Below are 13563 nucleotides of genomic sequence, written 5' to 3'. Positions count from 1 at the left end.
ACAACACCGAACCAAAAAGAACGCGCAAAACCTGCCAACCTTCTCCGAAAAATTAAGCGTTCTCCTCCAAACAATTTCAATCAAATTTATTAAAATCATCTGCTGATATCCTCCATACGGATATTAAGTAAGAGATTTATTCTTTTACTTCATCCGTAACTAGAGGATATCAAATTATGCAAAATAAATTGCCAATAAAATCACAATAACGATACAGGCTATCATGACGTATTTATTCAATTGGCTATTTTCTCTCCTTCATCACTTTTATAGTGATAATCACGTTTATTCGGTAAATTCATAAGTCTGTTTTTATTAATGATGAAGTTACGGACTTTTTCCATATTATTCATGATGATAAGGTTCACCTTTCATAATTGAAAACGCCCGATAGAGTTGTTCTGTAAAAAATAAACGGATCATCTGATGCGAAAATGTCATCTTTGACAAGGACATTTTGGAACTGGCCCGGTCGTAGATCTTTTGATCAAATCCGTAAGGACCGCCGATAATAAACACCATATGTTGCACACTATTGATCATCATTTTCTCCAAATAAGCAGAAAAATCCAACGAGCGAAACTCTTTACCAAACTCATCCAATAGTATGACCATATCCTGTGGCTGCAATTGTTTTAAAATCAATCCGGCTTCTTTGTCTTTCTGCTGCTCCTCAGAAAGGCTTTTGCTATTTTTGATGTCCGGTATCACCACAATATTAAAGTTGACATAGAACTTTAGTCTTTTGATGTATTTGTCGATCCCTTCGATCAAGTATTTATCATCTGTCTTTCCAATACAAAGTAACGTTATTTTCATAGTATCAATCAAGTTCCCAAAGTTCCGATTTTATTTAAAATATACGTAAACAAAAAGCCACAAAACAATAAACAAAGTTATACGTTTAGTTATAGAACATTTATTTTCGCAGCATATGCACAAAAACCAAATTTTAGTATGAAAAAAATTAAATCGATCGTTCTTATTGCCTTAAGTTTAATTAGCTTTCGAAGTTTCAGCCAAGAAGCCCCTACAGATACCTCTAAAACATGGACAATCAAAGGTGAAAACACGTTTTTGATCAACCAGAGCTCCTTCTCCAATTGGGCCGCAGGGGTGTCAATTCATTTTCGGGAAATCTTACCTTAAATTATGATTTCAATTATAAGAAAGATAAATGGTCTTGGGATAATAAAGTATTAGCGGCTTATGGTTTAACTTTCCAAAAGGAATCGGACTGGCGCAAAAATGATGATAGATTAGTATTGAATAGTTTACTGGGACATAAAGCCTCAGAATATTGGCTATATACCTTTTTCCTGAACTTTAACACGCAATTTGCCGATGGGTTTGATTATGCCAAAACTCCGAAAGAGCGTATTTCACGATTCCTAGCTCCGGCATATTTAAGCTTTGGGCCGGGTTTTGCCTACAAGAAATCCGACAACTTAAGGTTTAATCTATCCCCAGCGGCGGTAAGATTTGTTTTTGTTAATGATACGGCCCTTTCCCAAAGATATGGGCTGGATCCGGGTAAAAAGTGAGAACTGAATTCGAGCCTCTTTTGATGCTTATTACAAGGTAAACCTCATGGAAAATGTTTCCTTTGAAAATATCTTGAAACTCTATTCTAATTATCTGGATAAACCACAGAATATTGACATTGACTACACTGCGAATCTCTTCATGAAGGTCAATAAGTTCATAACTGTAAATGCTGGTGTACAGATGATTTACGATGACAATACAGCCATTCCTGTTATCAAAGAAGGAAAAGAAATTGGAAAAAGGAACTCTGCTTTACAGATCAGGCAGATCGTCGGAGCTGGGGTGACTTACAAATTCTAGCCGCTTAAAGTGAAAATATGCAGCAATCCATTAAAGATTGCTACGGTGGTTGATTAAACTTAGGTCAATAAAAAGCCGAATATGATATTCGGCTTTTTATTTATGGATACTAATGTAAAATTACTGATTAAAAAGGTGCATCGTCAGGCATATCATTCATGCGGGAAGGCATTGTAATGCCTCCGCTAAAGCCTGCTCCACCGAAGTCTTCACCAAAATTTGGTGACGGATTCAACGCTGAGGCAGAAAATGTGGTTGGAGCATCTCCAAAACCATCACCGCCACCCATTCCGGAGAACTCATCTTCAAGATCGACAAATTTAACGAATTTACCTACGAAACGAAGTGGCACAATCCCCGTTTCCCCATTACGGTGCTTGGCGATAATAACTTCACCGACACCGGCTGTTGGACGCCCTTCTTCATCTTCGGTCAAGCCATAGTACTCTGGCCTATACAAGAAAAGTACCATATCGGCATCCTGCTCAATAGATCCGGATTCACGCAAATCCGATAACATCGGTCTTTTACTATTTCCTGGTCTCGACTCCACGGCACGGCTCAACTGCGACAATGCCAGTACTGGAATACTCAGCTCTTTCGCAACAGATTTCAAAGCACGGGAAATACTACCAATTTCTTGCTCACGGTTACCCCCACCCTTGCCCTCAGCTTTACCATGCATCAATTGCAAGTAATCGACAATCACCATCTGGATATCATATTGTGCTTTCAGACGACGGCATTTTGCCCTAAATTCAAATACGTTCAATGCAGGAGTATCATCAATAATGATCGGCGCCTCTGTCAGTCGACCGATACGTGAATGCAATTGTTGCCATTCGTGATCGGCAAGATTTCCTTTTTCAGCTTCTCTTGTTCAATTTCGGTTTCACCTGCGATAAGACGATTAACTAGCTGAACAGAGGACATCTCCAGCGAGAATACGGCAACAGCCTTACCATGTTCAACAGCAGCATTTCGCGCTACAGACAATACAAACGCCGTTTTACCCATCGCTGGACGAGCGGCGATAATCACTAAGTCAGAAGGTTGCCAACCAGAAGTCATGCGATCTAGTGCAGTTAAACCCGATGGTACACCCGTCAGACCATCTGTACGATCACGCAACATCTCAAGATTGGAAATTGCTTCACGCATAATGTCATCCATCTTACGCGAATCTCTTCTCAAGTTATTTTGTGCAATATCAAACAAACTCTTCTCGGCATGATCCAAGAGATCAAAAATATCCGAGGTCTCATCATAGGAACTATTGATAATCTCAGTAGAAACTTTGATCAGCTCCCTTTGGATATATTTTTGCGAAATAATACGCGCATGGTATTCGATATTAGCAGCAGAGACAACTCGATCGGTGAGCTGCGTGATATAATAAGCTCCCCCACCATTTCCAGCGCCCCCATTCTACGTAACTCGGAGGTGACCGTCAGGATATCGATAGGCGAAGTCTTTTGAAATAAGCCAAATATAGCTTCAAAATTTTCTGATGTGATTCTTTATAAAAAGACTCTGGTTTTAAAATATCAATAATCTCGCTCAGTGCATTTTTTCAAGCATCAATGCGCCCAAAACAGCTTCCTCAAGATCTACTGCCTGGGGCGGTAGCTTACCCAAGCCGCTTACCATGTTGTTTAATTTGGTACGGCGCTCACCATAACTACCTCTTTTGTTATTATCCGTGTTATTCGCTTCAAAATTGCTCTCGTTCATCATGATATTATATCAGAAATATAGCTTCCCAGCTCTTAAATTTAAGACGGGATAACAAATGTATAAAAATAAAATTCACAAAGATGCTGAATTACAAACAGCATAATTAGTCCGTCAGGCACCAAACGTCAAAACGCTTTGAAGGACACAGTTTTAACGATGCACTTTTCAACATTAGATGTTGAAAACATGTTGAAAATAAAAAACAAGCACTTAAAATCAATACATTAAAAAGTGTTGATAACTTAAAGCATTGTGAATAACCAAAATGATCGAAATTCAAAATGATTGGGTTTAATTCTATTGGGACACCGCTCCAAATCAGCTTTCTTAAAGAGGAAAAGACTTCAGCTTTAAATCAAAAAACAAATCCTATTTTAAGCATTAAAAATATACTTATATTGTATATTTGTAAAATGACGCACGATTCTTCAACATTAAAGCCCTATAAAGATGCCAATGATGGCAAGAAAAAACAGGTAGCGGATATGTTCAACAATATTTCCCATTCCTATGATTTCTTAAACCACTTCATGTCCATGGGGATTGATATTATATGGCGAAAGAAAGCCATTAATGCCCTGAAGTCCATTAAACCTCAGCTCATGTTAGATGTGGCTACCGGAACAGGTGATTTTGCATTGGAATCCATCAAGATATTGAATCCAAAAAAATAATTGGGGTCGATATCTCTCAAGGAATGCTTGATGTCGCTAAAAAGAAAATCGCAAACAAAGGACTGGAAAATCAATTTGAAGTACAATTAGGCGATTCGGAAGGCTTCAATTTGAAGACAATACCTTTGACGCTGTTACTGTTGCATTTGGTGTCCGTAACTTTGAAAACTTAGAAAAGGATTGTCCGACATTTACCGCGTATTGAAACCCGGCGGTAAGGCCGTTATTTTGGAATTTTCGAATCCAAAAAATTCCCGATAAAGCAGCTCTACAATTTTTACTTCAAATATGTGACACCGACCATTGGAAAATTCTTCTCAAAAGATGCCAGTGCTTACGAATATTTACCGGAATCCGTTGCTCAGTTCCCAGATGGACAGAAATTTGTTGCAATAAATAAAAAAGCTGGCTTTGACCAAACAATTGTGAGACCACAAACATTTGGCATTTGCACGATTTATATTGCGACCAAATAGGTCTATGAAAGACTCTTGGATTGAGTTTTATCAACAGATGAAATTACAGTCAGCAATGAGATTTACTATTTCAACTAGTTAAAAAATATGACAAAGACAGTTTTCATCACAGGAGCAAGTTCAGGTATTGGTCAAGCCTGTGCTGAAGTGTTGGCGAAGGAAGGCTACAACCTTTTGCTTTGTGCCCGTAGACTAAATCGACTGGATATATTGAAGGAAAAATTGAATTCAATCTATCCCCACATCAAAATTCATACGTTTGAATTGGATGTCAGAGATTCAGAACAGGTTCAAAACCAAATAAACGGTTTACCAGAGGAATGGAAAACAATCCATGTATTGATCAATAATGCAGGGCTTAGCCAAGGTCTGGATCCAATCCAGGATGGTGATATCGGTGACTGGGATAGAATGATCGACACCAATGTCAAAGGACTACTTTATGTCAGCAAAGCAGTCATCCCATTAATGGATACCGCAAATGGGGCACATATTGTCAATTTGGGCTCTATTGCAGGCAAAGAAGTATATCCAAATGGTAACGTATACTGCGCAAGCAAACATGCGGTAGATGCACTAACAAAAGCAATGCGTATAGACTTACTTTCCAAAGGTATCAAAGTTACTTCTATCGACCCCGGTATGGTTGAAACAGAATTCTCTGAGGTTCGCTTTCATGGAGACAAAGAAAGAGCAAAAAGCGTGTATACAGGTGTACAGCCCCTGACCGGTACCGACATTGCCGAAACTATTCTTTTCGTCATCACCAGACCAGCTCATGTTAATATCAACGATCTATTAATAATGCCGACAGCACAGGCTACAGGCACGATTGTCAATCGAAAATAATTTAAATATCATGTCATTAGAAACACAAATAAATCAAGACATTAAAGCGGCAATGATTGCAAAAATACGGCTGCATTGCGTGGATTACGTGCGATTAAAGCAGCTATTCTCCTCGCGAAAACGGAGAAAGGCCATGCAGAAGATCTGAATCAAGAAGCTGAAATTAAAGTTTTACAAAAATTGGTAAAACAAAGACGTGAATCTGCTGAAATCTATAAGACTCAAAATCGTGAGGATCTTTACCAAATCGAGGTAGAAGAAGAAAAAGTGATTGAAGCTTACCTTCCTAAACAAATGAGCAAAGAGGAAGTAGAGGCTGTTATCAAAGCGATCATCGCTGAGACGGGCGCTTCATCCATTAAAGAAATGGGAAAAGTAATGGGTGCTGCCAATCAAAAATTAGCGGGACAAGCTGACGGAAAAACAATTTCCGAAGTTGTAAAAAGCCTATTGGCATAATTTTCCCTTTTAATAACACAAATTGAGTTACCGATCATCCACTGAAACAGATTGATCAGTAACTCAATTTCCTCTCTTAATTCGCTATCATGCAATATAATTGGAAACTTAAGAATTTTGAAGAGCTAACAAACCGTGAATTGTACCGTATTTTAAAATTACGTACAGAGGTTTTTGTAGTGGAACAGGAGTGTCTATATCCTGAACTGGATGATAAAGATTACCTCTGTCTCCATCTTTGGGCCGAGCAGGATGGAGAAATTGTCGCTTACACCCGTTTAGTCCCAGCTGGAATTTCATATCTACAACCTTCCATCGGACGTGTTATTGTTGTAAAAGAAGCCCGAGGAACAGGCCTAAGTCAACTCCTTATGCATAAATCTATTGAAGCTACTTTAGACGCTTTTGGACCTCAGGATATTCAAATCGGTGCGCAATTTCACTTAAAGTCATTCTATGAGAAGTTAGGATTTGAGCAAAACTCTGAACCCTATCCGGATTACGGAATCCTGCACATTGACATGACTAAATCTATTATCAAATAGACCATCTATATGAATAACATTGTAATCATTACTGCTGCCCTATTAGGCGCGTTGGCAATTATACTTGGAGCCTTCGGGGCGCACGCATTCAAAAAAATTCTATCGCCCGAAAAATTGGATTCTTTTGAAGTGGGTGTTCGCTATCAAATGTATGCAGCGATCACCTTATTGATTCTTGGGCTAAACCTATCCTTTGAATATCAATCTGAAAGAGTTGCCTATTATTTAATTACATCGGGTACCCTTTTGTTTTCCTTAAGTATTTATTTTCTTTCCTTTGCAGAATACTGGAAAAAAATCTAAAATTTCTTGGACCAATCACTCCTCTAGGGGATTATTGATGATCCTCGGCTGGATTGCAATTATCATTCGTTTTTATAACTTTGTCTAACATATGGCAATGATGTCTGCCCTGAACCGCCTTAATAAGCTGATGACGTCTACTTTTTAGTATAAAAACAACAAATTTTATATAGAGTGTAGACTTATGGCTATCAGAATTTCAAATCAACCACCTCAAATTAATCTCCGTTTTATTGCTAAATGGCTTATTACTTGTTGTATAATAGGCTTTAGTGTTGGATCAATCTGTGCATTTTTTTCTTTTTTCGCTGAATTGGGTCACACAATATAGAGAAAACAATTCTTGGATAATCTATGGATTACCATTTGCAGGTTTGGTTATTGCCCTATCCTATCAGCGCTGGGGCAACCCGTCAAGCAAAGGGAATAATCTCCTAATCGAAGAGTATCTTCGTCCACAACGCAGGATACCGCTTGTTATGGCACCACTTGTGCTGTTCGAACTTTACTTACCCACCTATTTGGCGGGTCAGCCGGACGTGAAGGAACGGCAGTTCAGATCGGCGGAGCAATAGCCGATCAGCTCAACCGTTGGTTTGATTTCGACAAAACCGAACGACGCATCCTGATATCTATCGGTATTACTGCGGGTTTTGCTGCCGTCTTTGGCACACCACTAGCCGGTACGATCTTCGGCCTTGAGGTCCTGCTCATTGGTAAAAAAGATATTTTGGTATCCTCCCCTGCCTTCTCACAGCCTATATCGCAAATTTTAGCTGTCAATTATGGCATGTACCGCACACACATTACCCAATACATGAAATGATTCCTGCGCTTTCTTTAAGCAATATTGGGTTGAGTTTGATTGCTGGAATTTTATTTGGCTTGGCAGCCTGGTTGTTCACCCTCACCGGAGACTTCTTCAGTGCTCAATTTAAAAGATCAAATCCCCTCTGCTCAGACCTGTTATCGGTGGCATCATCATCGTGATTACGGTGGTATTGCTAAAAAGTACAAAATATATCGGCTTAGGTATTCCAATGATTCAGGAGGCTTTCAATAATCCCTCGGATTATTATGATTTCTTAATCAAATTGATCTTAACCACATTTACCCTTTCTGCCGGTTTTAAAGGCGGAGAAGTGACCCCTTTATTTTTTATTGGGGCGACTCTTGGCAGTGCACTCAGCGGCTTTATCCCACTCCCGCTTGGATTATTGGCTGCGATGGGCTTTGTTGCCGTATTCTCTGGCGCTACAAATACACCCTTAGCTTGCATCATTATGGGCTATGAACTTTTCGGCTTCCAACCTGTTGTTTTTATAGCAATTGCTTGCATAACCGCATTTATATTCTCCGGAAAAAAAGGAATTTATATTGCCCAGAAAGGTGGAATTAAAGAAAAATTGTATCGAAAATTGAATTTGTAATCCCGTCAATAAAAAGCATAAAACCAAGCTGTTGTTTTATGCTTTTTCTATATTTTTTCTGAAAGGCTTACAATAATTTACCTTGCAAAAAGAATGCTGCAACGGTAAAATAAATAATCAATCCCGAAACGTCCACTAACGTTGCTACGAAGGGCGCTGATGCCGTGGCTGGATCCAATCCAAATCGACGCAAGATAAATGGAATAAATGAACCAGACAGCGTACCCCACAACACGATAAACACCAAAGACACTGCTACTGTAAGACCTATGGCAATCCAATACGGACCGTAGTCATACAGACCAAGAAAATGCCAGGCCAGTATCCGTAGGAAACCAATAGTACCTAATATCCCGCCCAAAATCAATCCGGAAGAAACTTCCCTTTTCATCACATACCACCAATCTTTGAGTTTCAATTCGCCCAGAGCCATGGCACGAATAATAAGTGATGCTGCCTGTGAACCGGAATTTCCACCACTGGAAATAATTAGAGGAACAAACAATGCCAATACAACTGCCTTTTCCAGTTCTCCTTCAAAAAAGCCCATGGCTGACGCCGTAAGCATCTCACTGAAAAACAATATAATAAGCCATCCCGCCCGTTTTTGTACTAACTGAAGTAATGGGGTCTTTGTATATGCCAAATCCATTCCTCCATACCCCAAATCGTTGAATATCTTCGGTGTCACGATCTTCGATCCGGTCTAATACATCGTCAAATGTCACAATTCCGACCAATACACCAGCTTCGGTAACAATCGGTAAGGCACTTCGATCGTATTTCTGGAAAATTTCGAAGGCTTCCTCCATGGGTGTGGAGGCTTTAATAGCCGCAAAATTATAATCGATTAAGTCCGAAATCTTTGTAGATCCATCAGACAATAGTAGCTGACCGATTTTCAAATCGTCAATCAACACATTTTTCTCGTCAACGACATAAATGAAATTGAGTGTTTCCGCTTTTCTTCCAAAGACTTTAATATGCCGAAAGACATCATCCACAGTATAATAAGGACGTACCTGTACATACATTGGTGTCATTAGTCGGGCAATACTATCCTCTTTATATCCGATCAGCTCCAGGGCCATCTGCTTTTCACGTTCATTTAAGAGATTAATCAAATATTTGATTAGATCATCTGGCAATTCAGAAAGCAATTCGTTTCGCGTATCCGGTTTTAGATTATTCAGCAATTCGGACAACTCCTGCTCGGTCATTGATTTAATCAATGTATATTGGACATCTACTTCCAAAAAGAAAAGATTTCCAATCTATCCTCTAATGGATAGTCCATAAAATATTGATGTTGCTCACCTTTATTTAGACGCGATATTTCTTCCGCAATATCGGCCGGGTGTAATGCTGAATTTTGTTCCATTGGAAGAAAGTTTTAATGGATTTAGCGCAAAAGTACCTTATTTTGTATGATATCCAATCATCTACAAAAGTATTTTTTAACGAAGAAAGACCCAATATTTATTTAAATAGACAGCAACCTGCTTTTACTTTATTATTAAGCTACAAAAGAGTGCAGATTTTACAAAATCTTAAAAATTAATTAATCCAGGATCAAGTTCAACAGCGTCCATATTTGGTCTGAATAATCGGGCAGTCAACGTTCCTTCAAGTTCTATCTCACCTTGACTTACCTTAAGCCAGCTCCCTTCCCGAAGTCCGACGACAGGTTGCGAATTAAGTTGATGAAACTCCTGGATACGGGTTTCACGGGTTTCTCCTTTATGTGTCGAGTTCATATCCGGATCCAAAAATGTGGATTAATATTAAAAGGTAAAAATCCCAAGGCATCAAAACTAGGTGGATAAACAATAGGCATATCGTTCGTTGTACCAATGGTCAATCCTGTCAGATTAGATCCAGCGGAAGTACCTACATAGGGAATTCCTTTCCCTACCTGTACGCGTAGTTGATGCACAAGATCCAGATCATACAAGGTCTTCAACAACAAGAATGTATTTCCGCCACCAACAAAAATTGCTTTTGCCTCCTGGATGGCCTTTTTCTTGTTCTCAAATTCATGTAATCCGGTTACCTTTATATTCTTATCGTTGAGAGCCTCCTGAACTTTCGCCGTATACGCATCAAAAGAAATTCCGGATGGTCGCGCAAAAGGAACAAATAGCAGCTCATCAGATGCAATAAACTTTACAAAATCCTCTTTAATATATTCCAGGAATTCACTACCATGGATAGTACTTGTGCTTACGACCAATAAATTATAAATTGGATTGATCACCATATCTTATTACTTAAATATTACTTAACAAAAAAATGTACCTTTGGCTTCGTTATAAATGAAGCCAAAGGTACATTTTTAGTTTTTGATTCTTTATTTTTATATCTGCAGACTTTTTCTCCGCACTCAATCTTTTATTTTCTTGCAGCGCTTTATGTAAAAGATATTCTATCTGCCCGTTAACACTCCTAAACTCATCCGCAGCCCATTTTTCCAATGCTTTGTACATTTGGTCATCGAGCCGCAACATAAAGTTCTTTTTATCTGCCATTTTATTCAGTTTATTGATACAAAGTACCGGTATTTACTATTGGGGTTGCTGCCTTTTCTCCACAAAGTACAACCATAAGGTTACTTACCATAGCTGCCTTTTTCTCATTGTCCAATTCTACTATATCTTTTTCGGACAATTTTTTTAGTGCCATTTCAACCATTCCTACGGCACCATCGACAATCTTAGAACGTGCAGCAACAATCGCTGCAGCTTGTTGCCTTTGTAGCATCGCCCCAGCGATTTCAGATGCATAAGCTAAATGACTAATTCTAGCCTCTTTAATAATAACTCCTGCAGGTGCAAGACGATCTGAAAGCTCCTGCTCAAGGATATGGTTAACGGTATCCCCGCCTTCGCGCAAAGTGATCTCAGCCCCTCATCCTCAAGGTTATCATAAGGAAAACTTCCCGCAAGATGCCGTACTGCTGCTTCGCTCTGTGTACGTACATAGGAAGTATAGTTACTTACATCGTAAGCAGCTTTATAGGTATCCCCTACCTGCCATACAATGACCGCGCCTATCTCGATCGGATTTCCCATCTTATCATTTACTTTCAGCGTTTGCCCCTGTAAGTTGTCTGAACGCAGACTGATCTTGATGGTAGAATATAGCGGATTGACGAAAAATAAACCGTTTTCTTTGACCGTCCCCACGTATTTACCAAAGAAATTCAAAACACGCGAATGATTTGGATTAATAATCATCAATCCCTTCAGAATAAAAAAATGTTCCGATCATCAAGGCTACGCCAAGTACAACATAAAGCGAACTCGTATCGATATTGGCAAACGAAAATATGGCAGCTATAAAAGAAGCTACCGCAATTAACAGGGCTAAATAGCCCGACATAGGTTTAATTAACTTTTCCATAATTTATTAATATATATTTGATATCATTTTAATATCATAAATATAGCAAAAAATATTTCATATTTCAAAGCCAAAATTTTTATTATTATTTTTGATTATGCTCAAACGGTCTTTTTACCTCTTGTGAATGCAAACACAAAAACACTCATCCTGGGATCTCTGCCCGGGGACAAATCATTGGAGCAAAATGAATATTATGCACATCCGCAAAATCGCTTTTGGAAAGTCATCCGGCATTTATATAACAGCCCAAATGCGACAAACTATGCTGACAAAGTAAACCTGCTAGTAGACAATGGCATTGGCCTTTGGGATGTATGTGCGGAAGCTTCTCGTCCCGGCAGCATGGATTTAGCCATTAAAGATGAAAGTCCCAATCCAATTATAGCTCTGCTTGAGGCAAATCCTGCAATCAAACTGGTCGTTTTTAATGGACAGAAGGCCCATAATTTATACGTAAAGTATTTTGAAAAAAGGAAAACGTAACTTATATATGTCTCCCCAGCACAAGCCCTGCAAATGCAAAAACAAACCTCGAGAAACTCATCGTGCATTGGCGAGCGATCATAAGTGATTAAATTACATAAATAAGGTTCGTTAATTCAGCGCTATTGCTTATTTTTGCGCTAAGATGTCAGATTTAAAATACAATCAACGAGGTGTATCCGCTGGAAAAGAGGATGTACACAATGCGATAAAAAATATCGACAAGGGTCTGTTTCCCAAAGCATTCTGTAAAATCATTCCAGATATTTTGGGTGGAGATCAGGACTGGTGCAATATTATGCATGCTGATGGTGCTGGCACCAAATCTTCCCTAGCCTATGTCTATTGGAAAGAAACAGGAGATATTTCGGTTTGGAAAGGTATTGCACAGGATGCAATTATCATGAATATTGACGATTTACTCTGTGTTGGAGCAACCGATAATATCCTACTATCATCCACAATCGGAAGGAATAAAAATCTTATTCCAGGAGAAGTCATTGCAGAAATCATTAACGGTACGGAAGAAATATTGTCTGAACTTCGTGATTTAGGTATCGGTATTTATTCAACTGGTGGTGAAACTGCTGACGTTGGTGATCTGGTACGTACAATAATTGTCGATAGCACAGTGACATGTCGTATGAAACGTGAAGATGTCATTTCAAATCACAAAATCAAAGGGGCAATGTAATTGTCGGTTTGGCATCAATGGAAAAGCAAACTATGAGAAAGCCTATAATGGCGGGATGGGTTCCAATGGTTTGACCTCTGCACGTCATGACGTTTTTAACAAAAAAGTAGCAGAGAAATATCCAGAAGCATATGACCCAGCAGTTCCATACGAACTTGTTTTTGCAGGAAGCCAAGACTTAACCAATGACATCGTAGTTGAAACGGGCGAAAAAGTGACAGCGGGTAAACTTGTACTTTCAGCTACGCGTACCTACGCTCAATCATTAAAAATATATTAGATAAATACCGTTCTCAAATTGATGGAATGGTACATTGTTCGGGTGGAGCGCAAACTAAGGTACTTCACTTCGTTGACAATGTACATATTATTAAAGACAATCTTTTCCCGATCCCGCCGCTCTTCGAATTGATACAGAAAGAATCGAATACAGATTGGAAAGAGATGTATAAGGTATTTAATATGGGACACCGTATGGAATTATATGTACCTGAAGCCATTGCTGCGGACATTATTGCTATTTCCGAGTCGTTCGGCGTTCCCGCGCAAATTATCGGTCGTGTGGAAGAGGCAACTTCTAAAAAAGTAACGATTACATCTCCTTTTGGAGAATTTATTTACGAATAAATAGGAATGCACCAATTTCTATTGAAGAGATTG

The 13563-nt window shown here is 38.9% G+C and carries 18 protein-coding genes, 5 pseudogenes and 1 riboswitch; of the genes and pseudogenes, 12 read left to right on the top strand and 11 right to left on the bottom strand.

The genetic code is table 11. The annotated features are described in order from the left end of the window. Window positions 1-345: 345 nt before the first annotated feature. Window positions 346-819, bottom strand: coding sequence for a 23S rRNA (pseudouridine(1915)-N(3))-methyltransferase RlmH (rlmH, locus tag KUH03_RS35775; protein WP_077435332.1), 474 nt, complete (start codon window positions 817-819; stop codon window positions 346-348). Between the two features lie 284 nt (window positions 820-1103). On the opposite strand from rlmH, the gene KUH03_RS35770 reads away from it, so the two are divergent. Both KUH03_RS35770 and KUH03_RS35765 read left to right on the top strand, forming a co-directional pair. Beyond that, on the top strand, window positions 1104-1544 hold the full coding sequence (locus KUH03_RS35770) for a DUF3078 domain-containing protein (protein ID WP_257089326.1): 441 nt from the start codon (window positions 1104-1106) through the stop codon (window positions 1542-1544). 46 nt (window positions 1545-1590) lie between these two features. Then, window positions 1591-1848 (top strand): hypothetical protein, encoded by a 258-nt coding sequence (locus KUH03_RS35765; protein WP_257089324.1) that lies wholly within the window; start codon window positions 1591-1593, stop codon window positions 1846-1848. Between the two features lie 127 nt (window positions 1849-1975). Here the strand turns inward: KUH03_RS35765 and dnaB are convergent. Beyond that, window positions 1976-3585: pseudogene (gene dnaB / locus KUH03_RS35760) on the bottom strand (replicative DNA helicase). A gap of 413 nt (window positions 3586-3998) precedes the next feature. Here dnaB and ubiE point away from each other — a divergent pair. The 8 genes and pseudogenes from ubiE to KUH03_RS35725 all read left to right on the top strand — a co-directional run bounded on the left by ubiE (window position 3999) and on the right by KUH03_RS35725 (window position 8321). Then, window positions 3999-4735: pseudogene (gene ubiE / locus KUH03_RS35755) on the top strand (bifunctional demethylmenaquinone methyltransferase/2-methoxy-6-polyprenyl-1,4-benzoquinol methylase UbiE). A gap of 87 nt (window positions 4736-4822) precedes the next feature. Further along, window positions 4823-5584 (top strand): SDR family oxidoreductase, encoded by a 762-nt coding sequence (locus KUH03_RS35750; protein WP_120258362.1) that lies wholly within the window; start codon window positions 4823-4825, stop codon window positions 5582-5584. Between the two features lie 10 nt (window positions 5585-5594). After that, window positions 5595-6043 (top strand): annotated as a pseudogene (locus KUH03_RS35745) (GatB/YqeY domain-containing protein). Between the two features lie 89 nt (window positions 6044-6132). Continuing rightward, window positions 6133-6588, top strand: coding sequence for a GNAT family N-acetyltransferase (locus tag KUH03_RS35740; RefSeq protein WP_257089322.1), 456 nt, complete (start codon window positions 6133-6135; stop codon window positions 6586-6588). A gap of 9 nt (window positions 6589-6597) precedes the next feature. Then, window positions 6598-6891: a DUF423 domain-containing protein gene (locus KUH03_RS35735; RefSeq protein WP_257089320.1), complete on the top strand. Its 294-nt coding sequence runs from the start codon at window positions 6598-6600 to the stop codon at window positions 6889-6891. 84 nt (window positions 6892-6975) lie between these two features. Continuing rightward, window positions 6976-7038: riboswitch (Fluoride riboswitch) on the top strand. Between the two features lie 125 nt (window positions 7039-7163). Continuing rightward, window positions 7164-7466: a hypothetical protein gene (locus KUH03_RS35730; RefSeq protein WP_257089318.1), complete on the top strand. Its 303-nt coding sequence runs from the start codon at window positions 7164-7166 to the stop codon at window positions 7464-7466. Further along, a pseudogene (locus KUH03_RS49705) lies at window positions 7448-7717 on the top strand (chloride channel protein); the annotation flags it as partial. The gene KUH03_RS35730 and the pseudogene KUH03_RS49705, both read left to right, overlap by 19 nt. A gap of 160 nt (window positions 7718-7877) precedes the next feature. After that, complete coding sequence (locus tag KUH03_RS35725; RefSeq protein WP_257089316.1) at window positions 7878-8321, top strand: chloride channel protein; 444 nt, start codon at window positions 7878-7880, stop codon at window positions 8319-8321. Between the two features lie 67 nt (window positions 8322-8388). Here the strand turns inward: KUH03_RS35725 and KUH03_RS35720 are convergent, their stop codons facing one another. From KUH03_RS35720 to KUH03_RS35680, 9 genes are all read right to left on the bottom strand, one after another. Beyond that, entirely contained in the window at window positions 8389-8889 is a 501-nt protein-coding gene (locus KUH03_RS35720; RefSeq protein WP_257089314.1) for a magnesium transporter, read from the bottom strand. A gap of 1 nt (window position 8890) precedes the next feature. Then, window positions 8891-9577 (bottom strand): CBS domain-containing protein, encoded by a 687-nt coding sequence (locus KUH03_RS35715; RefSeq protein WP_257089312.1) that lies wholly within the window; start codon window positions 9575-9577, stop codon window positions 8891-8893. After that, complete coding sequence (locus KUH03_RS35710) at window positions 9568-9702, bottom strand: hypothetical protein (protein WP_257089310.1); 135 nt, start codon at window positions 9700-9702, stop codon at window positions 9568-9570. Before KUH03_RS35710 ends, KUH03_RS35715 begins: the two co-directional genes overlap by 10 nt. Before the next feature lie 169 nt (window positions 9703-9871). Continuing rightward, window positions 9872-10078 (bottom strand): Type 1 glutamine amidotransferase-like domain-containing protein, encoded by a 207-nt coding sequence (locus KUH03_RS35705; protein ID WP_257089309.1) that lies wholly within the window; start codon window positions 10076-10078, stop codon window positions 9872-9874. Beyond that, window positions 10075-10581 (bottom strand): dipeptidase PepE, encoded by a 507-nt coding sequence (pepE, locus tag KUH03_RS35700; RefSeq protein WP_257089307.1) that lies wholly within the window; start codon window positions 10579-10581, stop codon window positions 10075-10077. The genes KUH03_RS35705 and pepE overlap by 4 nt, the downstream gene beginning before the upstream one ends. Window positions 10582-10630: 49 nt before the next feature. Next, window positions 10631-10849, bottom strand: a complete 219-nt coding sequence (locus tag KUH03_RS35695; protein WP_257089305.1) for an Arc family DNA binding domain-containing protein — start codon at window positions 10847-10849, stop codon at window positions 10631-10633. A 10-nt stretch (window positions 10850-10859) separates the two neighbouring features. Then, window positions 10860-11081: a hypothetical protein gene (locus KUH03_RS35690; protein WP_257089303.1), complete on the bottom strand. Its 222-nt coding sequence runs from the start codon at window positions 11079-11081 to the stop codon at window positions 10860-10862. A 26-nt stretch (window positions 11082-11107) separates the two neighbouring features. Beyond that, a complete protein-coding gene (locus tag KUH03_RS35685) occupies window positions 11108-11557 on the bottom strand; it encodes an SPFH domain-containing protein (RefSeq protein WP_257089302.1) in 450 nt (149 codons plus the stop codon). Next, window positions 11547-11723 carry a hypothetical protein gene (locus KUH03_RS35680; protein ID WP_257089300.1) on the bottom strand — a complete coding sequence of 59 codons (177 nt, stop codon included), beginning with the start codon at window positions 11721-11723 and terminating at the stop codon, window positions 11547-11549. Before KUH03_RS35680 ends, KUH03_RS35685 begins: the two co-directional genes overlap by 11 nt. Before the next feature lie 123 nt (window positions 11724-11846). On the opposite strand from KUH03_RS35680, the gene KUH03_RS35675 reads away from it, so the two are divergent. Next, entirely contained in the window at window positions 11847-12209 is a 363-nt protein-coding gene (locus tag KUH03_RS35675) for a DNA-deoxyinosine glycosylase (protein WP_257089298.1), read from the top strand. Window positions 12210-12354: 145 nt separating this feature from the next. Beyond that, window positions 12355-13530, top strand: a pseudogene (locus tag KUH03_RS35670) (AIR synthase related protein). Window positions 13531-13563 lie beyond the last annotated feature (33 nt).

The sequence above is a fragment of the Sphingobacterium sp. E70 genome, from assembly GCF_019285695.1.
GTDB classification, from domain to species: Bacteria; Bacteroidota; Bacteroidia; order Sphingobacteriales; family Sphingobacteriaceae; genus Sphingobacterium; species Sphingobacterium detergens.
This window is presented reverse-complemented; position numbering and strand designations above follow the sequence as displayed.

What these genes read in the sequence shown, in the direction of transcription:
- rlmH (WP_077435332.1), bottom strand. Translation starts at nt 819, where the DNA reads ATGAAAATAACGTTACTTTGTATTGGAAAGACAGATGATAAATACTTG.
- KUH03_RS35765 (WP_257089324.1), top strand. Translation starts at nt 1,591, where the DNA reads ATGGAAAATGTTTCCTTTGAAAATATCTTGAAACTCTATTCTAATTAT.
- KUH03_RS35750 (WP_120258362.1), top strand. Translation starts at nt 4,823, where the DNA reads ATGACAAAGACAGTTTTCATCACAGGAGCAAGTTCAGGTATTGGTCAA.
- KUH03_RS35740 (WP_257089322.1), top strand. Translation starts at nt 6,133, where the DNA reads ATGCAATATAATTGGAAACTTAAGAATTTTGAAGAGCTAACAAACCGT.
- KUH03_RS35735 (WP_257089320.1), top strand. Translation starts at nt 6,598, where the DNA reads ATGAATAACATTGTAATCATTACTGCTGCCCTATTAGGCGCGTTGGCA.
- KUH03_RS35720 (WP_257089314.1), bottom strand. Translation starts at nt 8,889, where the DNA reads ATGCTTACGGCGTCAGCCATGGGCTTTTTTGAAGGAGAACTGGAAAAG.
- KUH03_RS35710 (WP_257089310.1), bottom strand. Translation starts at nt 9,702, where the DNA reads ATGGAACAAAATTCAGCATTACACCCGGCCGATATTGCGGAAGAAATA.
- KUH03_RS35705 (WP_257089309.1), bottom strand. Translation starts at nt 10,078, where the DNA reads ATGAACTCGACACATAAAGGAGAAACCCGTGAAACCCGTATCCAGGAG.
- pepE (WP_257089307.1), bottom strand. Translation starts at nt 10,581, where the DNA reads ATGGTGATCAATCCAATTTATAATTTATTGGTCGTAAGCACAAGTACT.
- KUH03_RS35695 (WP_257089305.1), bottom strand. Translation starts at nt 10,849, where the DNA reads ATGGCAGATAAAAAGAACTTTATGTTGCGGCTCGATGACCAAATGTAC.
- KUH03_RS35690 (WP_257089303.1), bottom strand. Translation starts at nt 11,081, where the DNA reads ATGCTACAAAGGCAACAAGCTGCAGCGATTGTTGCTGCACGTTCTAAG.
- KUH03_RS35685 (WP_257089302.1), bottom strand. Translation starts at nt 11,557, where the DNA reads ATGATTATTAATCCAAATCATTCGCGTGTTTTGAATTTCTTTGGTAAA.
- KUH03_RS35680 (WP_257089300.1), bottom strand. Translation starts at nt 11,723, where the DNA reads ATGGAAAAGTTAATTAAACCTATGTCGGGCTATTTAGCCCTGTTAATT.